Origin of the sequence: Devosia sp. LjRoot16, from assembly GCF_964252795.1 — a bacterium.
Taxonomy (GTDB): Bacteria; Pseudomonadota; Alphaproteobacteria; order Rhizobiales; family Devosiaceae; genus Devosia_A.
The window spans coordinates 109,669-130,112 of sequence record NZ_CAXUPH020000002.1 but is presented as its reverse complement, the minus strand read 5'-3'; the positions used below and the strand labels follow the sequence as shown (position 1 = coordinate 130,112).

Here is a 20,444-nt window from a genome sequence, read left to right as displayed (position 1 = left end):
AGCCGGGACTTCGACGACAAAAGCGCAACCGCTGTTCGGGATCGCGTCACTCTTTGTCTGCCCGATGGCCATCAGACCTCTTCCTTGAGAACAGGCCAGCGCTAATCAAACCGCCTGTTCTTCGACCCCGAGGGATCGAGATTCTATCGCGAGGCGCCAAATGTGCCGCACTTCAGACCGGGTCACCTCAGGTGATTTCCGATCCGCCGCTGCCGACCACGAGGGCCAGGGGCGCCGATTGCGCCGCTCCGGCATATGGTGGCGGCAGCAGGCCGCCTCAAGATGGCTTTAGGGTTGTTGCCGCAAATTGGCAACAGGAAACTCAAAACCCATGGGTACGGGCGGCTTCCAGATCGATCACATTATTGCATTGTCGACGCACCGTGCGTAACGCCGCAGAATCGCCCGAGTGATCTGGCGTCTTGCACCACTCTCAGGGAGCGCTGCTGTCTTGTTGAAATCTGCCGGTTCCGCCGGCCATACCCGCGGATTTGCTGGGTTTGCGGCGATTGTGCTTGTCCTCGTGGCCAGCCTGTTCGCCGCGCACCCGACCTTCGCCCAGCTCGAATCGATCGACGACTACCCCGATGTCATCGATGCGCGTGTCACCGCGACGCCGCAGCGGGCGCGGCTGATCATCGATCTCTCGGGGCCGACCGAGTTTGCCATCGTCTCGCTCGACAAACCCAACCGCATCGCCATCGACGTCAAGGCGTTCGAGCTGAAGATCCTCGCGCCGGCCGACGTCGCGGGCAAGGGCATCGTTACCGGCTATACCGTCGAGATGGCCGAAAAGGGCAGGGCGCGCACCATGCTGACGCTGGCCGAACCGGCCCAGGTGCAGCAGGCCTATATCCTCGATGCGGTCGCCGACCAGCCGGCCCGCCTCGTCGTCGACATCATTGCGGCGACCCCTGCGGAGTTCGCGACCAAGGTCGCCTCCGACCTCGCGGCCTCCATCGCCAATCAGGGCGCCGCTCCCGCCACCATTCCTACCGACCCCGGCACACACGCGCCGATCACTGCCACCCGTCCGCTGGTGGTGCTGGACCCCGGCCATGGCGGCGTCGACAACGGCGCCAGTGCGCCCAATGGCACGCACGAGAAAGACATCACTCTCACCTTCGCGCTGCAACTGCAGAAGGTGCTGATCGATTCCGGCCGCTTCGATGTGGCGCTGACCCGCGAGGATGATACCTATCTGTCGCTCAACGAACGCGTCGATCTTGCCCGCCAGAACAAGGCCGACCTGTTCATCTCGCTGCACGCCGACAGCTTCCAGCAGCCCGAGATCCGCGGCGCCAGCGTCTACACCCGTGACGAGAACGCTACTGACGTGCTCGACAAGGTGCTGGCCGACGGCGAGAACCGCTACGACATCGTCGCCGGCTTCTCGGTGCCGCAGGCAACGCCCGCGGTGATGGACATCCTCGTCGATCTGATGCGGCGCGAGATGCGCAAATCGAGCTTCCTCGCCGCCGAGGCCATCGTCCACCAGCTCGAGCCGAGCGTGGCGCTGCGCCGCTTCCCGGTGCGGCAGGCCGATTTCTTCGTATTGCAGGCGCCGGACGTGCCCTCGGTGCTGGTCGAGCTCGGCTTCCTTTCCAATGCCTCCGACATCGCCAACCTGCAGCAGTCCGATTGGCGCGACCGGGTGGTGAACGCCCTGGCTCGCGGCATCGCCGACTATTTCGACAGCACGCAGAAGGCCGCGGTGGCGCCGCAGTGACGTTTTGGGTACGCGTCGCGTCGCAAGTTCTTGAAGGGCAAGTTCTCGAAAGGACGCCCTTGTCCACATTTCCGCCCTTGTCTGGTATGATTCCGCAATATTCCGCGCCGCATCCGATCGGACCCATGGCGCCCGCTCCAAGGTTCACGATCTGATGCTCAGACTTCTCGGCTGGCTCTTCGGTTTCGGCGTGTTCTGCGCCCTGGGTGCCGTTGCGGTTGGCGCCGTCTATCTCAACCAGCTGAATGCGACGCTGCCCGATTACACCGTGCTGAAGGACTATCAGCCGCCGGTGACGACGCGCGTGCACGCCGCGGACGGGACGCTCCTGGCCGAATATGCGCGGGAGCGCCGGCTGTTCCAGCCGATCGAAACCATTCCGCCACTGATCATCAACGCCTTCATCTCGGCCGAAGACAAAGACTTCTATACCCACTCGGGTATCGCCGTGGACGGTGTGGTCCGCGCCCTGCGCGACAACATCATGGCGCGCGTCGAGGGCAATGACTCGATCCAGGGTGGCGGCTCGACCATCACCCAGCAGGTGGCGAAGAACTTCCTTCTCACTTCCGAGCAGACCTGGGACCGCAAGATCCAGGAAGCCATCCTGGCGCTGCGCATCGAGTCGACCTTCTCGAAGAACAAGATCCTCGAGCTCTACGTCAATGAGATATTCCTCGGGCTCAACTCCTATGGCGTGGCCGCGGCGGCGCTCAACTATTTCGACAAGGCGCTGTATGAGCTGACGCTCAGCGAGGCCGCCTATCTCGCCGCGCTCCCCAAGGGCCCGAACAACTACCACCCGTTCCGCCGCCCCAAGCAAGCCATCGAACGCCGCAACTGGGTGATCGACCGCATGGTCGAGAATGGCTACGTGACGGCCGAGGAGGCTGCCAAGGCCAAGGAGGAGCCGCTCAACGTCAAGCCGCGCACCTCGGGCAGCCAGCTGTTCTCGGCCGAGTATTTTACCGAGGAAGTGCGCCGCCAGCTCGGCAAGCTCTATGGCGAGGCCGAGCTCTATGGCGGCGGGCTCAGCGTCCGCACCACGCTCGACCCGCATCTGCAGGATTACGCGCGCCGTGCCCTGATGGATGGGCTGATCCACTATGATCACGGTGAAGGTTTCCGCGGTCCCATCGCCAGCGTCGACATCAGTTCGGACTGGGGCGTCGCGGTCAACGCCGTCAAGCCGCTCAGCGACGTGCCGGAATGGACCCTCGCCGTCGTGCTGGAGATGGGCGACAACGAAGGCCGCATCGGCATTCGTCCCGCCACCGATATCGAGGGCAAGGTTTCGGCCGAGCGCGTCACCGGCACGATCGCCGGACCAGATATCAAATGGGTGAGCAAGAAGCTCGGCTCGATTTTGAAGCCCGGAGACGTGATCTATGTCTCGAAGCTCGCCGACCGCGAGGGCGCCTACACCTTGGAGCAGGTGCCCGAGCTCGAAGGCGCGCTCGTCGCCATGGATCCGCGCACCGGTCGCGTGCTCGCCATGGTCGGCGGCTTCTCCTACGCCGAGTCCGAGTTCAACCGCGCCACCCAGGCGATGCGCCAGCCCGGCTCCTCGTTCAAGCCGATCGTCTATTCGGCGGCGCTCGATAACGGCTACACCCCGGCCTCGGTGGTGCTCGACGCCCCGATCGAGATCGTCAATGGCGACGGCTCGGTCTGGCGGCCGGAGAACTACGCGCAGGAATTCTACGGCCCGCAGACGCTGCGTCGCGGCATCGAGCGCTCGCGTAACGTCATGACCGTGCGCCTCGCCAAGGATCTCGGCATGCCGCTGATCTCGGACTATGCCAAGATGTTCGGCATCTATGACGAGCTGAACCCGGTGCTGGCCATGGCGCTCGGCGCCGGCGAAACCACCGATATGCGGATGACCGCTGCCTACGCCACCATCGCCAATGGCGGCCGCCGCATCGTGCCGACCCTGATCGACCGGATCCAGGACCGTTACGGCAAGACCATCTACCGCCACGATGAGCGCGTCTGCGACGGCTGCGCCGCCGAAACCTGGAACCAGCAGGGCGAGCCGCTGATCATCGACAATCGCGAGCAGGTGCTCGACCCGATGACCGCCTACCAGATCACCTCGATGATGGAAGGCGTGGTGCAGCGCGGCACCGGCACCGGCGCCAAGAGCCTCGGTCGTCCGGTCGCCGGCAAGACCGGCACCTCGAACGACTACAAGGACGCCTGGTTCATCGGCTTCACCCCCGAGCTGGCGGTCGGCGTCTATGTCGGCTTCGATACGCCGCGCAACATGGGCCGCCAGTCGACCGGCGGCGAGATGGCCGTGCCGATCTTCACCGAGTTCGTCTCCAAGGCCCTGAAGGGCAAGCCGCCGACCCCGTTCAACATGCCCGGCGGCATGGCTCAGGTGTGGATCGATCCGGGCACCGGCGTGAAGGCCAATGGCGGCGACCAGGCAATCTACGAGGCGTTCAAGCCCGGCACTGGCCCGAACCTCGTCACCTCGGTGATCGGCGTCGACTCCAACGCCTTCCAGGCCATCCAGGCCGGCCAGGATCCTGCCGCGACCGATATGACTTTGGGCCGCGGCGGGCTGTTCTAGCCCGATGATCGTCGCCTATCCCGATCCGCGGCTCACCCGCAAGGCCGAGCCGCGGCCGCTGGACGACAGCCTCAGGGCCATCGGCAACCGCCTGCTCGAGGCAAAGCGCGCCGCCAATGCCTATGGCCTCGCCGCCGTCCATATCGGCGCCGTCGCCCCGGTCGTGGTGATCAGCGCCGACGAAGACCCGGCAAAGCGCGACTACCTCGTGCTCTACAATCCCGCAATCGTTTCGACCGACGGCCCCAGCATCCCCGGCCCCGAAGGCTCGGTGTCGATGCTCGGCGTCGAGGTGGAGATCGTTCGCCCCTACGCCGCCGAGATCGCCTGGGACGACGAAACCGGCACCCGCCAGCAGCGCCGTTTCGAAGGCCTGCCGGCCCGCATCGCCCAGCACGAGATCGACCAGGTCAACGGCACCTTCTTCCTCGAACGCCTGTCCCGCCTGAAGCGCGACATGGTGCTGAAGAAATGGAAGAAGCGCGGCGAAGGCTGAAGTAGGCGTCGCTGCTAACGGCCTCAAGCATCGGCGCGAATCGCCCCAAGCCCCGCACGCCGAGCATGTTGTCGGGAAGGGGATATCGAGGTCGACGCGAGAGCCTTGGGGCTGTCGTTCCCCGAGGGCGTGACGGTATGCATTGCTGTTGGCAACCTGTCTCAGCGCGATGAGGCCAAGGATTTCGCGACATAATCACTTATGTTAGTAACTTGTGGGGCGTCCGTCGGGCGCCTCTTTCATTTGGTTGGGCCCGGACTCGCGGTATGTCGCTGCGGGCTTATCAACGATCCTTCGGAGCGAGCCCTTGAACCTGGTTGAAATGGTGACTGCGGCTGCTGTCAACAGCCTCGCCACGGTCATGACATCGGGGATTGTCTCGATTGTCGTCTTTGTGGTCGGCACCTGGATCAACGCCAAGATCACCGGCGGTGTTCAGCACGACTACGATCGGAAGCTAGAGGCCCTCCGGAAGCAGACTGAACAAGACCTCGATCGGCTGCGTGCTCAAATCAAAGCGAGGGATGAGCAAGTCGCCGCCCTTCGGAGCGGAGCACTGGCAAACATGGCTGCCCGGCACGCAACGCTGGGGGAAAAGCGTATCGAGGCCATCGAGACGCTTTGGGCCGCCGTGGTTGAGAGCGGAAAGTTCAAATTCCTGGCCAAGCTATCGGAGTCGATCAGATGGGACGTGGCTCTGGACTCTGCCGTGGGCAACAGCGAAGAAGCCGAGAAGATGCGGCTGTTTGGCGACAGCATCTGGAAGCTGGCCGGATTGGAGGGCATCAAGGACCTCGGCGCCGACCCGAACCGAGTACGTCCGTTCGTCTCTCCGCTGGTGTGGGCGAAGTTCAGCGCATATCGCCACGTCCTTTCTTTGCCGATCGCGCAGTGGTCAGCACTGAAAACAGGCGTCGGCAAGAAGATGTTGGCCGACCCGGAGCCAATGATCGACATGGTCAAGTCCATACTTGCCCATCAAGCCCCCTTTCTGGATGAGCACGGGGTCGGCGGCTTGCCCTTTCTGGTCGACGAGCTTGAGAGTGCTCTTCTCAGGGAGGTAGTCGAGAGCCTCAACGATCAGGAACTGGACAACGCCAGCGTGAAGCAGGCCGCCGACATCTTGGCGTTTGCCGACAAGGTTGGCCCGATGACCAAAGCACCGCCGGAGGTGCCCGAAGCCATCAAGGTAGGGAACTAGATCAAGGCGTGCCAATGTCCATGATTACAGCGGCCCGGCGGGCAAGTCTTTGTAAGTCGGACAGTGGGCCCTATTGCTCGGGCATCTCCTCCCCCGAAAGTAGCGAGGCACACTGGACAACAACGCAGGACGTCACGCGGTTCTGTGGCTGGGTCCGTAAATGGGCGGCCGTGAGCTCCCCGGTAGGAAGTCAGGATGGATGTGCGGTTGTCTCGTGAAGTCGCTGCGATTGCACCGGTGCATTCATCGACCGCCGTCAACGCCCCAATTCCGCTCGGCAGCAGACCCGTCCGATTGAGCGATGGTCGCTACCATGTCGAAGGTGAGGGACAAGCCCGGCTCGAACTGGCACCACGCGACCGGCTGGTGGTGTCGGTCACAGTTCCCGCAACCAGCGAGACATTGGAGCTGACCCACAACCCCCGAAAGGGGGAACTGGCGATGCAGTTCGGCGACATGACGCGGCCCGCGCGGATGCTCGCGAGCAAGATCTCCTTCGGATCATCTGGTCAGATTTCGTTGGAGCTGGTGTGTCGTGCTGGACCGTTCACGATCTGCACCTCCCGCCGCGCTCGATTAGCTTCGCTCACACTGCACGTTCTGAACTTTCCCGACTTCATCGGGAGAGACGACTTCATTCTCGATGTCGGTGGTGGCACAGAGCGCAGGCTTGGGCGCACAGTCATGAAGTCGACCGAATGGGCCATAGAGATGCAGGCCGTGCCCGACACGAAGCGATTGGTGGGGGGCTAAAAGCGGCTGGTGGTTACGCTATCACTCACGTCGCGCGCGTAACTCGCATTGACGGACGCACGTTCTCGATAGGCAATGGCGAGCGCCTCGTAGCGCTGTTCCACAAACTTATTTCGTTTGCGGCGGGGCGTTGGACGGCTGTATTTGGTGCGACCGGTGTCAACGTCGCTGGAGAGGTAGTTTACGAGGAATGGGCAGGTTTTCCTTCGACCCCATGGGGTGGAAGACAAAACTGGTTCGATGAGCATCACGGGGAAGCACTGTCCGACCTGTTCGCTGGCTTTATTGCGGCCCTGAAAGACCCAGGGTATGGAGCCGCCATCTCGGCCGCAAACTACTGGTATCTGCGCAGCAACCGCGGCGGCGAGGCCGCCGGCGCCGATGGCTCACTCGTTCTCTCACAGGCTGCGTTGGAAGGGTTGGCGGCAGGCTACCTGGCCGCTTTGGGCAAACCTACAAGCGGTAACGCGGCAGAGAAGATCCGCCGACTTTTGATCGAGATGGCGATACCTGTATCCATCCCCAAGCAGTTCGTGAACCTGCGCAGCGGGCAGCGGAAGGGTGCTTGGCAGGATGGGCCTCATGCCATTACCAAAGTTCGCAACGAACTGGTGCATCCGGAACGTCGTTCGCTTATGCCCGTGGATAAGTGTGTCGTTGAGGCGTGGCGGCTAGCTCAATGGTATTTGGAGCTGGCCATCCTCCGAGCCGCTGGTTATGCGGGCAAGTACTCAAGTAGGCTTGCAAGCCGATGGGTGGGCGAGGTGGAGCCGGTTCCTTGGGCCAACAAATCGCCATGACGCCGGGTTTCATGGTCATGCTGCCGTGGGTGAAACTGCCCGCCCAGGTATCGATTGGTGCCTTTCGCTTCGTACCTGTTGATGTTGACGGTGCTGCCGATGTTTTCGGACCAGAAGCGGCGCCGCTCGCCATGAAGGCAATGCGCACCCATGTCGACCAGGGCGGCAAGCCGATCACCTCGTGCACAGTTGTGCTAAGGCCCCGCAGCCCAGTCGCATGGGATGTCGGCCGCGACCATGTCGACGCTGCGATGCGCGCTGCGGAAATCCTCGCCTTATGCTGCCTGTCCGAGCAGCAGTACTTCGAGGGCTTCTTCGCCGCGCACCTTAACGCCGCGATGTTTTTTGCCATCGGCATGCCCTTGCGGCAGTCCGAAGATATCAGCCTCAGCTATCCCCGGCGCGGGATGTCCTTGCGCGTCGGTGGCCGAACATTTTCTAACACCATCTTCCAGCAACCGCCGCAGGTCGAAGGCACCCGTTGCGACGAGGTGAACGCGCGACTGCTACGCGCATTGGCCAAGGCAAAGGCCTCAGGCAACCCCATATGGGCAAGCCTAGAGGCGGCGCTACAATTCTTCCTTCTGGCCAATGCCGAGTCCATGGAGCTGAATGCCGGCAACTGCCTGTTGCTTTCGGGTGTGGCGTTCGAACGGCTCCTCGGCCCGCCGCCTAACGCCTTGGAGCTTGCTACGGCCTTCGCCGCCCGCTGGACGAGATTCCCCGGCCATACCCTCGATGCCGCCAAGCGGGTGAAGCCGGACCACAAGCCGGAGTGGATTGCCGAGCAGTTGACGTGGCGGGTGCATCGGAAGTGGATGAAAGAGCTTTACGAGCAACGCAGCGTGACCGCCCATGGCAAGGAGCGCGACCACCTCAGCTCCAATTGGGTGGTTGGGCAGCACATGGTCATCGCCGCCTTCGTCTTTCCGCTGCTGCTGAAGGTGATGCTGTCCGACGCCGGCCTATATGAGCTGACCGACAACGAGGAAGTCGACTGCGAAGTGGTCGATGACCTGCTCGATAGCGATTGGGGCAACCCGAAAACCGGCCGTCAGCCGGCGTGGCCGACCATCGTGGGGGAGGCGCGCGGAGCCCACGGGCTCCGGCGCGCAGTTGAGCGCGCGATGAGTGAGGCGGGGCGCCACCCAAAGTAGAAGGCGGCCAACCAAATGACGCTCGAGGAGCGCCGCGAGCTGCGAGCAATCCACATGAGCATGGACGGCCAGGTGTTGGACGGCGGTCGGCTGTTACGGTCTGATTGTGGGCGGCGATGCCGTTGGACCGAGGTCAGCAACGATAATTCGCCTTCACGACTGGTCGACAAGAAGCGTTGTTATCCGGGCGCGAAGTTGGTTGGTCAGGTCGGCCAGGCCTTCCGCATTCGGCAAGTACCGAATGTAGCGGAGGTGCCGCAGGTCAAATGGCACGTCTTCTGCGTTCTGGGTGATCAAAATCACCTCGCGCCCCAAAGCGTGGGCGATACCTGCCTCGTAAAAGACGTTGGGATTTCTGCTGGTCAGGTCGCACACCACGATTCGCGACCGATCAATCAAAGAAGCGACATCCTGGATGATCGCGTGGTGCTCCCAGATGTTGTCGGCGCGGTTGACCTGAAGATTGAGTGGGCCGGCGGCCGCTTCAATCGCTTGATAAACAGCCGTAAAGCCGGCATCGAACGGCATCATCGCCGAGACTTGTCGCGGGTCGATCTGTGGGGGTGTGCTGACATTGAAGACGACTGGCTGATTTCGTCGACTACGGCCGGTTAGTCGAAATGCCAAGCGATAGAGGTCGCTATCGACGATCCGCCAGGTCGTCGTTGTCCAGTCGAATTGGCGCCCAAAGCTCGTTAGGTCGAGTTCGCCTGCGAACGGTTGCAACTCGTCCTGCGGAATGGCCGGCACATCGAGGTCGTACTGATACCTAAAGGAGACCGAATTGCCCAAGATGCGTATCTCGGACACGAATCCTACGCGGGCTGCCGTGTCTGCCCGCTTCCCCTCTTGCATAAAAAGCGTTGGCAGACGTTGTGCGATGGCGGGGTCAAAGCCCTCAGGCAGTCGATCTGCTGGATAGCCGGAGATTTGTCCGCTGGGCGCCGCAGGCCATTCGTGACCCCAGATAATGCGATTGTAGGTCAAGTGAACCCCCAAAAGTGAACCCCGGCCGAACCCAGGATGGAGCAACGCTTTAGCTCACTGACGCGACCGTCCTGTAATTCCTTGTAATATATGGCTAAATTTGGTGCCGGCAGCAAGAATCGAACTCGCGACCCACTGATTACAAATCAGTTGCTCTACCAACTGAGCTATGCCGGCCCGAGGCGGTCGATAGCACTGGCAGCTGGATGGCGCAAGGCGCCGAAGCATGCGCGCCGGGCGGCGACGGCTTGTCTTAGATGTGGCATCCTCGATGTGCAAATATCCGGCTGGCTGGTGATTCACTGGCGGAGGAGACGCCGTGGGAGGCAAACGAAGCGCATCGGTTCCGGCCCGCATTCTGCCGCGGCACGCCGCCTTCTATTGGGGCGTCGGCGTCGGGCTGGCAGTGTTTGTCGCGTGCCTGCTGCTGTCGCCCAAATATGCGGTCGCCGCCGCCGCCAATGCGATGTTCGTCACTTACCTGCTGCTCGTCCGTATCGAGTTTCCCTGCCTCACCGCCGAGTTCCTGGAGCAGCGGCCCGATGACGCCGATTCTCCCGTCGCCGCGATCTTTCTCGTCACCATCCTCGTAGCGGTTGTGGCGATGATCTTCCTGTTCCTCGCGCTCAATAGCAGGGCAGGGCAGACCGACCCGCTCGAGATCACGGTCAGCGTCGTTTCGGTGGTGCTCGGCTGGTTCACGGTGCACACCATGGCGGCGCTGCACTACGCGCATGAGTATTATCGCGATGACCCGAACGAGCAGGGCAAGGTGCTCGCCGGCCTGGCGTTTCCGGGCGACGAGCCGCCCGACGGCGCGGCGTTCCTCTATTTCTCCTATGTGCTCGGGATGACCGCGCAGGTCGCCGATGTCGCGGTGACGTCGCGGGCTATGCGGCGCCTGGTGACCCTGCACGGCGTCGTCTCGTTCTTTTTCAACACGGTCATTGTCGCGGCGACGGTCAACGTTGTCGTGGCGATCGCCGGCAAATGAGGCTGGGCGTCTCCGGCGACCCAGGCAAACAGGTCACTCGCGGCGGGCGGCTGTCCCGGGCGCCAAAACTTCGAAGAGGAAACCGACCATGAAACGAACGCACCTTCTGGCCCTGCCGGTCGCCCTGTCATTGGGCCTGCTGCTCGCTGCCTGCGACAACAACTCGGCACCGCCGCCGGCCAAGCCGGCCGCCGAAGCCCCCGCTGCGCCGGCCGCCACCGCTGATGCGGATAAGGCTGCAGCGGAGCAGAAGGCTGCCGAGGAAAAGGCTGCAGCAGACAAGGCGGCGGCAGACAAGGCTGCCGCAGATAAGGCTGCAGCGGATAAGGCAGCCGCGGACAAGGCTGCCGCAGATAAGGCTGCAGCGGATAAGGCGGCGGACAAGGCAGCTGCAGACAAGGCAGCCGCGGACAAGGCGGCGGCGGATAAGGCAGCCGCGGATAAGGCAGCTGCAGACAAGGCAGCCGCGGATAAGGCAGCCGCGGACAAGGCTGCCGCGGATAAGGCGGCCGCAGATAAGGCTGCTGCGGATAAGGCTGCCGCGGATAAGGCTGCCGCGGATAAGGCAGCCGCAGACAAGGCAGCAGCGGACAAGGCAGCAGCGGACAAGAAGGCGGCTGAGGCAGCCGCGGCCGCCAAGGCGGAAGCAGACAAGCAAGCGACCGTCGCCGCGGCCGCCGCCAAGGGCAAGGCTGACGCCGAGGCGGCTGTTGCAGCCGCCGCCGAAGCCGCTCCGGCTGCCGCGGCACCTGCCGCTGCCGAGGCGAAGGGCGCTGCCGATGCTGCCGCTGCCGTTGCCGCGGCTGAGGCGCCGGTGATGACCACCCCCGCCATGGGCATCCTGCCGGCCGATGGCCTGAAGCCAGATACCCGGCTGGCGGCCAATGCCAATCGCAGCGAGATTGGTTATCTCGGCGTCTGGGCGCCGACCTACGATGCCTGCGGCACGGTCGACCAGGCCGGCGGCACTGGCTACGTGGTGATCACCAAGATCTCCGTGCGGCAGGGTAGCGAGATCACGCTGGTGGATGCCGTTCCGGCCACGAACGGCAAGGCAAGCCTCAAGGCGGGCGACAAGACGATCGAGATCGCCCAGGCCGGGACCGACGTGTTGAACGTGAATGGGACCGATCTGGTGCGCTGCACCACGCCGTGAGGTACTGAGGGTCCGCGGGTATCCCCGCGGGCCCTTATGCCCCCGCGCGGCCGGCGGTTACCGCGAACAGTGCGATCGCCGCCGCGTTCGAGACGTTGAGCGATTTGATCGGCCCGGGCATGTCGAGCCGCACCATTTCGTCGCACAGTTCGCGCGTCCGCTGCCTGAGGCCTTTGCCCTCGGCGCCGAGGACGATCGCCATCGGCGCATCGTCGGTGCGTGGGCGGATCGGAGCAGGGGCCTCCGAATCGAAGCCGATCACCGTCAGCCCGCGCTCCTTGAGCTTCTCGATGGCGTCGCCGAGATTGCGCACCTCGATCATCGGCACCATGTCGAGCGCCCCGGACGCAGCCTTCGCCATGACCCCGGTCTCGCGCGGCGAATGCCGGGCCGTGGTGACCACCGCATCGGCGCCGAAGGCACAGGCCGTTCTGAGGATCGCCCCGACATTATGCGGGTCGGTCAGCTGGTCGAGGATCACCACCAGCCGGGGATTGGGCACATCGTTGAGCCCGAAGCGGCTGACCGCCTCGACTTCCAGCGCCACACCCTGGTGCACGGCGTCCGCACCGAGCAGCCGATCGAGATCCCTGGGCGTCGTTTCGGTGAAGCGCATCTCCACCGGACCGGTCTCCCTGAGGCGCATCAGCGCATTGGGAGTGACCAAGAGGTTCCGCCGTTCGCGCAGGGGATTGTCGAGTGCGGCCCGCACCGTATGCAGCCCATAGAGGTAGACCGGCCCGGTATCCGGGTCGTACTTGGGCTTGGGCGGGAATTTGTTGCGGCTCATAGGGATGCCCTAGCGGTTTTGATGCAGGACAGCAAGGCGAGCACTGCGATGCGCAAAGGGCGGATTGGGTGTTGACAGGCGTTCACCGCCCCGACATAAACCGCCCCGACGACGCGCCCGGGGACGGGCGCCGTTCGTTTCTCCGGCTCTGAATGGAGGGGTGGGAGAGTGGTTAAATCCGGCAGACTGTAAATCTGCTCGCTTAGCGTACACTGGTTCGAATCCAGTCCCCTCCACCACCCCCTTGAAGCGGTCGGTATTCATTAGAGCCCCGGCAGGCTTACTCAGTGAGCTCGTCCGGCGATGGGGCCTCGAACAGGCCCATCCAGTCTTTGAGCCTGGCCTCGGGGATGTGAAACGTCCCGGAAGGCAACTGGCCATTCCGGGCCCTGATGCGTTCCAGCAGCTGCCCCTCGGTCGCATCGGCAAAGTGGATTGTGAAGCCGACGCCGAGATCGCGAGCTTTTGCTCGCAGTTCGTCTCGCTCGCGCCTGGTCCAGAAGCCGAAGTCGAGGATCACGTCCACGCCAAGGACCAGAACCCGCGACGCAGTCTCCCACAGCAGCGCCTCGATAGCAGCGTGCCTGGCGTTGTGTGTCGCGAGATCACCGTCGTCAATGTGCTCCTCGACGTCCATGCCGAACAACCGGACATGCCACTCGTCAACGGTAAGGCGGAGCGCGCCGTAATCGACCTCCAGCTTCCGGGCCAGCGTCGTCTTGCCGCTGCCTGGCAGTCCAACCATCAGATGAAGTGTTGCCATGACCCGCCAGTCTCGGTTGCCTCCACATGTGGCCCCACCTCCATCGGAAGCGCAACCGGCTCTCGCTGATCCCAGGGTCGGCTCTCGCCGATCCCAGGGTCGGCTCTCGCCGATCCCAGGGTCGGCTCGCCGATCCCCGAAGGCAGAGGCGGCGCGGCCTAGGCGTCGCCCTCTGCGCCAGCTTCTTCCATCAATACCGAGCTCACCGGCGCCTCGAGCGTCCATGTAATGCGCGACGCGGTGCGCGTGGTACTGGCTCGGCCATTGAGGGCGACCGGTGTTACGCGCTCGAGTACGACGGTTCCGAACCCACGCCCGGCTTGCGGCTCGGCTACCAGCGGCTCGTCAAAGTTCTCGTCCCAGGTCATCGCCAGCTCGGCCGCCGGCCCCCGACTCACCGACCATGACACCGTGATGGCGCCGCCGGCACCGGAGAGCACCCCGTACTTGGCGGAGTTGGTGCCCAGCTCGTGGAAGGCCATACCGAGGTTCTGCACGGCGTTGGGCGAGATCGAGACCAGGGGGCCCGAAATGGTCACCAGGTTCTCGTGTCCGAACGGCGCCAGTTGCGCCTTGACCAGTTCGGCCAGCGTCGAGCCGGTCCATTCCGAGCGGACCAGCAGGTCATGCGAGGCCGCGAGGCTGGCGATGCGGGTGCGAATCTTGGCCTGGAACTCGTCAATCGATACCGAACTCAGCCCGGTCTCGCGGATCAGCGACAGGATCACCGCATACTGGTTCTTCACCCGATGGTTGATCTCGCGCAGCAGCACCCGGATCCGCCGTTCGCTTTCCTTCGATTGGGTGATGTCGCGGGCGATCTTGGAAGCGCCCACCACCTCGCCGCGCGGGTTGCGGATCGGCGATACGGTCAGCGACACGAACACCGTGCTGCCGTCCTTGCGCAGCCGCACGGTCTCATAACTCTCGATCCGCTCATTGGCGCGGATGCGCCGGATGATGTCGGTTTCCTCGCTTTGCAGGTGCGGCGGGATCAGCATGGTGATGGAGCGGCCGATGGCTTCCTCGGCCGTGTAGCCGAACATCCGTTCGGCTGCCGGGTTCCAATGCGTGATCACGCTGTTCAGATCCTTGGCGATTACAGCATCGAAGGACGAATCAATGATTGCGGCGAGCCGCGCCTCGATGATGCGCTCGGCCTCGTCCAGGTTCTCTCGTTCACCCTGCATATAGTCCCCCAGACACCCGCCAGTGAACGAGAGGGACGCACATTGGTTCCGGGGCGCGAGAGATTCTCCGCGTCCCGCCGCTATTCGGTCAGCAGACGGTGCGAGCGCGGTTGCCAGCCGATGAGTCGAGCGGCCTTCGACAGGTCGTGTTCCTCCCCGGTCTCGTCGCCGACGATGAACAAGGCCTCGAACCCGCCAGGCGCGGGCGGCGTCACCGCTTCGATGGCGCCGAGATAGGCGTTCGCCATGTCCTCCTCATCGAGCGGGTAGACATAGCTGCCGTCGCCGGCGCGCTGCGGGTGGCGGCGTTGCGCCAGATAGTCGGCGCGCTTGCGCGGTCCGCTGATCCTCAGCCCGATGATGTTCATGCCGAACCAGTGCGCGAAATAGGCGCAGATCTCTTCGCCCAGTCCCTTGCTGAGGCCATAGACGGAGGGCGAGTCGAGCGGCACCCGGTCCTCGCCGGGATAATTCGGGCGACCGCGATAGTGGACGCTCATCGAGCTGGTATAGACCCCACGCTTCACCCCAGCTTCCTGCGCCAGGTAAAGGAACAGGTGCAAGGCTTTGGTGTTCAAGTCATAATTGTTTACGATGGTTTCGATATCCTGGTCGGTGACCATGCCGCCCTGGGCGCTGCGCATCGCCAGCCAAACGAAACCATCGGCTCCGGTGAGCGCCTCGCGGATCGCCTCGGGGTCGAGCACCGAACCCTTCACATGCTCGACGTCAGGGTCGGCGGGTGGGGTGAGGTCGAGCACCCTGAGCGTGTGCCTCGCTTTCAGATAGGGGGTGATCAGCTGGCCGACATGGCCAGCCCCGCCGACGAGCAGCAGTTTCATCGGGCAGCCTCCGGCTTATCGCCGACATCGAGGATGCGGATGCCTCGCTCGTCGGCGATCCGGTGGAACAGTGCCCCGACTTCGGGCAGTTCCTCGCTCGAGTTGCCCTCGGCGATCAGCGGATAGTCCGGGTCGAGCGCCTCTAGCCGGCTGAACAGCGTCGCAAAGTCCATCAGGCCCTTGCCGGGGCAGCCGTCCTGCAAGTGGATCGCCAGCCGGTTCTCCACCCAGATATCCTTGGCATGGGCACTGCAGATGTGGCGGCCGAGCCGGTCGAAATGCGCGTTGAGCGCACCGCCGGTATCGTAGATCGTCTCGAGCGTGATCCAGTTGGCGGAATCATAGTCGCAGCGCACCCATGGCGAATCCACTGCATCGAGGATGCGGGCGGCGATTTCAGGAGTGCGCGGCGTCACCAGCGAGTGCGATTCGAGGCTGAGCAACACTCCCGCATCCTCCGCCGCCTTGGCGCACTCTTTGAGCGAGCGGACCAACTGGTGCTCGGCCCTGGCCGTCCAGTTATCGGGATGCGGGAACCAAGGCCCGGCTGGGTTCATCGAACCGGGGCCGGTGTCGATACCGCGGGCGCCCATCCAGCCTGCGAGCTGCAGCGCCGCCTGCACGACGCGCACCGACTGCGCCCGCGCCGTCTCGTCGGAGGTGACGAGGTTCTGCCAGTAGCCGGTGGTCTGGAACAGTGCCACGCCCTCGTCGGCGAGCAGGGCTTTCAGCCGCTCCGCGTCCTCGCGACGCGCGGTCAGCGGGTCGTTGTCGCGAAAGCGCGTGAAGATGCCGGAAAAACCTGCATCGCGAACCCGTCGGCACATCTCTGGGGTCAGGTCATTCATGTCCGCGGGCAAAAAACACCCGCTCATACCAAGCCGCATCATCGTCCTCCTCGAGACGCGGCATCCATCCGGCGGCAGCGCCCGGAGTCAATTATACGTTTGCCTCGCGTGGGGCAGGGGCTGCGCCGGCGCGACTTGGCTAGCCGCACCAGTCCGGCGATGCCGGCGTCCTCGCCCGGGCCAGCCCCTCGGTGATCAGCTGTGCACCCAGCGACTGTCCATCCCGCGACACCAACGCCAACGCCGATCCATCGGCATCCCCGATCTCGAAGGTCCCGGCATTCAGCAGGTCACGCAGTCGCAGCGCCGAACGCCACGAGAGCTGGCTCGCCTTGGGACATTCCGACGTGTAGCGCTCCGGCGTGACGGCGTCGGCGAGGCGGACCACCTTGCCGCGCAGGTAGAAACTGTCGCCGGACCACACGCAGGTGAGGTGGGGCAGGGCCTCGCACAGCATGAACCGTGCATCCTCGGCGTGGGCCGGAAGGGGGGCCGCCAGCAGCGGCAGCATCAGCAGGGCAATCGCAGCTCGCATGCCTCACGCTGACTCCGATCCGGCGCGTGAGCAACGCACAATGGTGGGATCGAAGAGGTTTGGGTGGGATCGAAGAGGCTTGGACGGGATCGAAGAGGCTTGCCAGCATCGCGCCTCAGCCACTAAGAAGCGCTGGCGCTCCGGCGCGGGTGTAGCTCAATGGTAGAGCAGAAGCCTTCCAAGCTTATGACGAGGGTTCGATTCCCTTCACCCGCTCCAGCCCTTCCCGCCCGTCGACCTAACGGCATGAAAACGCGGCGTTTCAGCTCTATCATCCCTGCAGCCAGCCTGCCGGTTTGTGAAGGAGGCTGATATCGACGAGGCGATGCGGCAGATCTTCTTCGGCCACCGACGCACCGGTCAGGAGTAATCGGCGGCGGCTACCAGTTGATCAGGCCGGATGCCTCCAGCGCCGCGACCACCGCGCTGCGTGACTCGTGCAAGTCTTCGATGAGCTTCATCGGCCTGAAGCGAGACATGTTGCCGTCCCGCGGCACAGCAACTGCGTTAAGCGATATCAGGCTGCCAATACCTCCAAGCAGTTGCTCGAACTGGACGGCGGTTCGTCGATCCGATGTCGTCTTTGTCACCGCGTAGTAGGGGAGGCGCTCTCCGGCTGAAATGGCGGTGCCGCCAATAAGGAACGTATTGGTGTTGAGGAAGAATTCCTGGGTGGGGCGATCCGAGGGGTCGACCTGGAAGCCTTCGAGAATCTCGAAACCGTGCGGACCGTAGGTGAGGTATCCACCGACATCCGTCGCGGTCCCCGGAGCCACCTCCACGGTGGCATCCATCTTGCTGGCGATGTGCGCCCCGACGATGTCGGCATCGAGCGTTGCAAGCAGGTTGTCGATATTGGAGATTTGCCACAAGCGCGGGGAAATGCCGTCTATGCTGTGGTGGGCAGCGAGCAGCTTCGGAACCTCGCCATGGCCGGGTGGGCTGAAACTCTGAGTTCCATCCGCTTGCAGCAGCAGGTGCCCATCCTCGAGTAGCCGTGGCAGCACCGACTGCGTTACGACTTTGATGCGCAGCCTCGCATGGCTCTGGCTTTCGAGCACCTTGAGCACGGCGAGTTCAGTCGCAGGGCTGACCACGACGATTACTGCCAACGTTGTGTCGTGCGCCGCGGCGACCCCTGCCAGCGCTTCCAGCTTTACACGCAGCAGCGTCCAGCCTGGCAACAACTCTACGGCCGCCTTTGCCCCGCCGCCAAAGCGGGTTGCAAGGCCACCACACAGAATGACAGCGCCGACATCGCCGGCCGATATCATCGAACTGCCGGTTTTTCGGTGGGCCTCGTCCGGCCAGTGGGACTGGATATCGGCTCGCGTTGCATACCGGATGTCGGTCAGGAGGGGCGTAGAGAGTGAGTTGCTCCTGTAGTTGCGACGCAGGCGCTCAAACAGCGCGTTATCGTAGTATTGCGTTGCTGGCGCCTCCTCCTCAAACCGAGGGTCCATGCCTTTCCTCCCAATCACGGTCAACTTTTGAACTCGATATAGGCCTTGGAGCTCTGCGGCCCCTGCTACCTTGGTATTTCCCACAATACAGGACGATGTTTCCGCGAACGGTCCAGAACGTAACCTGCCCAATCCGCATGCCGGGGTATACACGAACCGGCTGCACGGGGTTCAGCTGTAGCGTCCACTGGTTGATCGAACCGATATCTATCAAGTCCGCCGTGACATGAACGAACGGGCCCATGCGCGGGGGGGCAATACCCAGGGATTAGTGGTGGCGGAGGAGGGATCTGCCCCCCACGCTTGAGCTCATCAATCCCGTTAACTCGCTCCAGCCCTTCCTAGTTGATCGGCTTGCCCGCCTCCTCGACCACCCAGTCGCGGAACGCCTTTATCTTGGCGACGTTGCGGCGTCCCTCGGGGTAGGCGAGCCAGAAGCTGGTGCCTTCGCCGAACACTCGTTCGAACGGCTGTATCAGTCGCCCTTCCGCCAGCTCGCGTTGAAAATAGTCGGGGGTAAGCAGGGTGACGCCCTGGCCGGTCATGGCGGCGATCGCGTCGAAGGTCTGCATGTTCATCGAGGGTGTCTTCTGCTGCTTCAGCACATCGCGCGGCAGGCCGTAGGCGTCGAGCCAGAGGATCCACCAGGGGTCGTCGGCGTCGAGCAGCGGCAGTTTCAGGATGTCGGCCGGCTCATGAACTCCGCCGATGCTCGCTGCCAGCGCCGGCGACAGCATCGGGGTGAAGCGCACGTCGAGCAGCTTGACCGCGTTGAGCCCCGGCCAGACGCCTTTGCCGGCGCGCACGACGACATCCACTTGCTCGCGACTGAAATCTACCAGCCGGTCAGTGGTCTCGAGCCGCACCGCGATCTCCGGGTGCCGGAGCTGGAAGATGCCGAGCCGCGGCGCCAGCCATTGCGCGGCAAAGGTGTGCATGGTGTTGACGATCAGCGTCCCATGCTCGCGCGCTCCGAAATCGATGAAGGCTTCGCGCAGAATCTCGAAAGAGCGGCTCACCTCCGGCGCCAGCCGCTCGCCGGCCTCGGTGAGCGCCACCTCGCGCGGCCGCCTGAGGAACAGCGGCGAGCCCACCCGCTCCTCGAGCAGTTTGATCTGGTAGCTCACCGCAGCCTGCGTCATGCCCAGTTCCTGGGCGGCGCGGGTGAAGCTCAGGTGCCGGGCAGCCGCCTCGAAGACGCGGATCGCAGCAAGTGGGGGTAGGTGATCTGACATAAGGCCTCCTTATGCATGATACTCGAGCTTTGGTTGGAAATCAAAGCTCTGAAGGCGCATCTACCCTTCACACGTATCAAAGCTGACGGTGATCGAAATGCTCTACCAGGCCCCCAAGTCCCGCGCTGCCCGCCTGTTCGGCTGGGTGAAGCACGTCATCCTGCCGCCTCGCGCCCACCCCGTGGCCGATATCCGGGAGCTGAGTTCGTACCTGCGCACCGATATCGGCGCCAACGACACGCACTATCCTTTTCACCACCCGTGATGAGCGGCGCCGCTTCCGCGAGGGACCATAACAAAGGCCCGGCATCGCTGCCGGGCCTTCTGTTTGTGCGGACAGATTCGAGATCAGCAGTCGAGCAGGTGGCCCGAACCCTTGGGCGCAGCGGTGCAGGTCCACAGCGTCGGCAGCTTGAGCTTGGTCGCGGTGGTTTCGGTCGCCGTGGCAACCGTCTTCGGCGTCGCCTTCAGCATCTCGGCGCCTTTCTCCCAGCATTCCTTCTTCAGGGCGGGGAAGATCAGGCAGTTCACTTCCGAATCCGAGAGCACCGAAGCGGCAGCGGCAGGCAGGACAGGCACGGCGAAACCGGACGCGACGAGCGCGGCAACGAGAACGAGTCTCTTCATCTATTTCCCCTGGTTGCCTCCAAAGCGCAGCCCCTTGGTGAAAGGCCTTGGGCCGCGCGGCACAGAGCCTAATCCCGCGCCACAGCGGCGCGCAATCATCACGCGAAGGTTGCCCCCTTGCCACTTGCGCGGCGCGAGGCTTTTCAGTAGAGGGAGGGCCGCAGGTTTAGGGGTATAGCTCAGTTGGTAGAGCATCGGTCTCCAAAACCGAGGGTCGAGGGTTCAAGTCCTTCTGCCCCTGCCACCTGCCCAGGCGCCTGAGCGCGCCGACCAATCCTATTTTCGCCGATCGAAGTG

At 63.7% G+C, this 20,444-nt stretch carries 21 protein-coding genes and 4 tRNA genes; 13 read left to right on the top strand and 12 right to left on the bottom strand.

The window, feature by feature from the left end; all coding sequences use genetic code 11:
• The first annotated feature begins 511 nt into the window (after window positions 1–511).
• The 7 genes from ACSQ23_RS11080 (at window position 512) to ACSQ23_RS11050 (ending at window position 8,717) form a co-directional block, all read left to right on the top strand.
• Complete coding sequence (locus ACSQ23_RS11080) at window positions 512–1,729, top strand: N-acetylmuramoyl-L-alanine amidase (protein WP_436090642.1); 1,218 nt, start codon at window positions 512–514, stop codon at window positions 1,727–1,729.
• 154 nt (window positions 1,730–1,883) lie between these two features.
• Window positions 1,884–4,310, top strand: coding sequence for a penicillin-binding protein 1A (locus ACSQ23_RS11075; RefSeq protein WP_055996291.1), 2,427 nt, complete (start codon window positions 1,884–1,886; stop codon window positions 4,308–4,310).
• Window positions 4,311–4,314: 4 nt separating this feature from the next.
• Window positions 4,315–4,806, top strand: coding sequence for a peptide deformylase (locus ACSQ23_RS11070; protein WP_436090641.1), 492 nt, complete (start codon window positions 4,315–4,317; stop codon window positions 4,804–4,806).
• 307 nt (window positions 4,807–5,113) lie between these two features.
• A complete protein-coding gene (locus ACSQ23_RS11065) occupies window positions 5,114–6,007 on the top strand; it encodes a hypothetical protein (protein ID WP_436090640.1) in 894 nt (297 codons plus the stop codon).
• A gap of 195 nt (window positions 6,008–6,202) precedes the next feature.
• Complete coding sequence (locus ACSQ23_RS11060) at window positions 6,203–6,760, top strand: hypothetical protein (protein WP_436090639.1); 558 nt, start codon at window positions 6,203–6,205, stop codon at window positions 6,758–6,760.
• On the top strand, window positions 6,706–7,560 hold the full coding sequence (locus tag ACSQ23_RS11055; protein ID WP_436090638.1) for a hypothetical protein: 855 nt from the start codon (window positions 6,706–6,708) through the stop codon (window positions 7,558–7,560). Before ACSQ23_RS11060 ends, ACSQ23_RS11055 begins: the two co-directional genes overlap by 55 nt.
• On the top strand, window positions 7,539–8,717 hold the full coding sequence (locus ACSQ23_RS11050; protein WP_436090637.1) for a hypothetical protein: 1,179 nt from the start codon (window positions 7,539–7,541) through the stop codon (window positions 8,715–8,717). The genes ACSQ23_RS11055 and ACSQ23_RS11050 overlap by 22 nt, the downstream gene beginning before the upstream one ends.
• Before the next feature lie 153 nt (window positions 8,718–8,870).
• Here ACSQ23_RS11050 and ACSQ23_RS11045 read toward each other — a convergent pair whose 3' ends face one another.
• Together ACSQ23_RS11045 and ACSQ23_RS11040 are read right to left on the bottom strand one after the other, a co-directional pair.
• Window positions 8,871–9,704: a hypothetical protein gene (locus tag ACSQ23_RS11045; RefSeq protein WP_436090636.1), complete on the bottom strand. Its 834-nt coding sequence runs from the start codon at window positions 9,702–9,704 to the stop codon at window positions 8,871–8,873.
• Between the two features lie 101 nt (window positions 9,705–9,805).
• Window positions 9,806–9,881, bottom strand: a tRNA-Thr gene (locus tag ACSQ23_RS11040).
• 142 nt (window positions 9,882–10,023) lie between these two features.
• On the opposite strand from ACSQ23_RS11040, the gene ACSQ23_RS11035 reads away from it, so the two are divergent.
• Together ACSQ23_RS11035 and ACSQ23_RS11030 are read left to right on the top strand one after the other, a co-directional pair.
• Window positions 10,024–10,698, top strand: coding sequence for a DUF1345 domain-containing protein (locus ACSQ23_RS11035; protein WP_436090635.1), 675 nt, complete (start codon window positions 10,024–10,026; stop codon window positions 10,696–10,698).
• Between the two features lie 88 nt (window positions 10,699–10,786).
• A complete protein-coding gene (locus ACSQ23_RS11030) occupies window positions 10,787–11,854 on the top strand; it encodes a hypothetical protein (protein ID WP_436090634.1) in 1,068 nt (355 codons plus the stop codon).
• A 34-nt stretch (window positions 11,855–11,888) separates the two neighbouring features.
• Here the strand turns inward: ACSQ23_RS11030 and rlmB are convergent, their stop codons facing one another.
• Entirely contained in the window at window positions 11,889–12,644 is a 756-nt protein-coding gene (rlmB, locus tag ACSQ23_RS11025) for a 23S rRNA (guanosine(2251)-2'-O)-methyltransferase RlmB (protein WP_055877986.1), read from the bottom strand.
• A gap of 154 nt (window positions 12,645–12,798) precedes the next feature.
• Here rlmB and ACSQ23_RS11020 point away from each other — a divergent pair.
• Window positions 12,799–12,883: transfer RNA gene (locus ACSQ23_RS11020), tRNA-Tyr, on the top strand.
• A gap of 41 nt (window positions 12,884–12,924) precedes the next feature.
• Here the strand turns inward: ACSQ23_RS11020 and ACSQ23_RS11015 are convergent.
• From ACSQ23_RS11015 to ACSQ23_RS10995, 5 genes are all read right to left on the bottom strand, one after another.
• A complete protein-coding gene (locus tag ACSQ23_RS11015; RefSeq protein ID WP_244488411.1) occupies window positions 12,925–13,407 on the bottom strand; it encodes an AAA family ATPase in 483 nt (160 codons plus the stop codon).
• Between the two features lie 158 nt (window positions 13,408–13,565).
• Window positions 13,566–14,597, bottom strand: a complete 1,032-nt coding sequence (locus ACSQ23_RS11010; protein ID WP_436090633.1) for a PAS domain S-box protein — start codon at window positions 14,595–14,597, stop codon at window positions 13,566–13,568.
• 80 nt (window positions 14,598–14,677) lie between these two features.
• Complete coding sequence (locus tag ACSQ23_RS11005; protein ID WP_436090632.1) at window positions 14,678–15,439, bottom strand: NAD-dependent epimerase/dehydratase family protein; 762 nt, start codon at window positions 15,437–15,439, stop codon at window positions 14,678–14,680.
• Window positions 15,436–16,266, bottom strand: coding sequence for a sugar phosphate isomerase/epimerase family protein (locus tag ACSQ23_RS11000; RefSeq protein ID WP_436090631.1), 831 nt, complete (start codon window positions 16,264–16,266; stop codon window positions 15,436–15,438). Before ACSQ23_RS11000 ends, ACSQ23_RS11005 begins: the two co-directional genes overlap by 4 nt.
• A gap of 160 nt (window positions 16,267–16,426) precedes the next feature.
• On the bottom strand, window positions 16,427–16,822 hold the full coding sequence (locus tag ACSQ23_RS10995) for a thermonuclease family protein (protein ID WP_436090630.1): 396 nt from the start codon (window positions 16,820–16,822) through the stop codon (window positions 16,427–16,429).
• Between the two features lie 145 nt (window positions 16,823–16,967).
• Here ACSQ23_RS10995 and ACSQ23_RS10990 point away from each other — a divergent pair.
• Window positions 16,968–17,041, top strand: a tRNA-Gly gene (locus ACSQ23_RS10990).
• Between the two features lie 161 nt (window positions 17,042–17,202).
• Here the strand turns inward: ACSQ23_RS10990 and ACSQ23_RS10985 are convergent.
• From ACSQ23_RS10985 to gcvA, 3 genes are all read right to left on the bottom strand, one after another.
• Window positions 17,203–18,285, bottom strand: a complete 1,083-nt coding sequence (locus tag ACSQ23_RS10985) for a UTP--glucose-1-phosphate uridylyltransferase (protein WP_436090629.1) — start codon at window positions 18,283–18,285, stop codon at window positions 17,203–17,205.
• Entirely contained in the window at window positions 18,269–18,529 is a 261-nt protein-coding gene (locus ACSQ23_RS10980; protein ID WP_436090628.1) for a dCTP deaminase domain-containing protein, read from the bottom strand. Before ACSQ23_RS10980 ends, ACSQ23_RS10985 begins: the two co-directional genes overlap by 17 nt.
• A 97-nt stretch (window positions 18,530–18,626) precedes the next feature.
• Window positions 18,627–19,520 (bottom strand): transcriptional regulator GcvA, encoded by an 894-nt coding sequence (gene gcvA / locus ACSQ23_RS10975; RefSeq protein WP_436090627.1) that lies wholly within the window; start codon window positions 19,518–19,520, stop codon window positions 18,627–18,629.
• A 97-nt stretch (window positions 19,521–19,617) separates the two neighbouring features.
• On the opposite strand from gcvA, the gene ACSQ23_RS10970 reads away from it, so the two are divergent.
• Window positions 19,618–19,785 carry a hypothetical protein gene (locus tag ACSQ23_RS10970; RefSeq protein ID WP_156384537.1) on the top strand — a complete coding sequence of 56 codons (168 nt, stop codon included), beginning with the start codon at window positions 19,618–19,620 and terminating at the stop codon, window positions 19,783–19,785.
• A gap of 83 nt (window positions 19,786–19,868) precedes the next feature.
• Here the strand turns inward: ACSQ23_RS10970 and ACSQ23_RS10965 are convergent, their stop codons facing one another.
• Window positions 19,869–20,147 (bottom strand): hypothetical protein, encoded by a 279-nt coding sequence (locus tag ACSQ23_RS10965; protein ID WP_055877974.1) that lies wholly within the window; start codon window positions 20,145–20,147, stop codon window positions 19,869–19,871.
• A gap of 168 nt (window positions 20,148–20,315) precedes the next feature.
• Between ACSQ23_RS10965 and ACSQ23_RS10960 the strand changes: the two genes are divergently transcribed.
• A tRNA-Trp gene (locus tag ACSQ23_RS10960) sits at window positions 20,316–20,391 on the top strand.
• The last annotated feature ends 53 nt before the right edge of the window (window positions 20,392–20,444 follow it).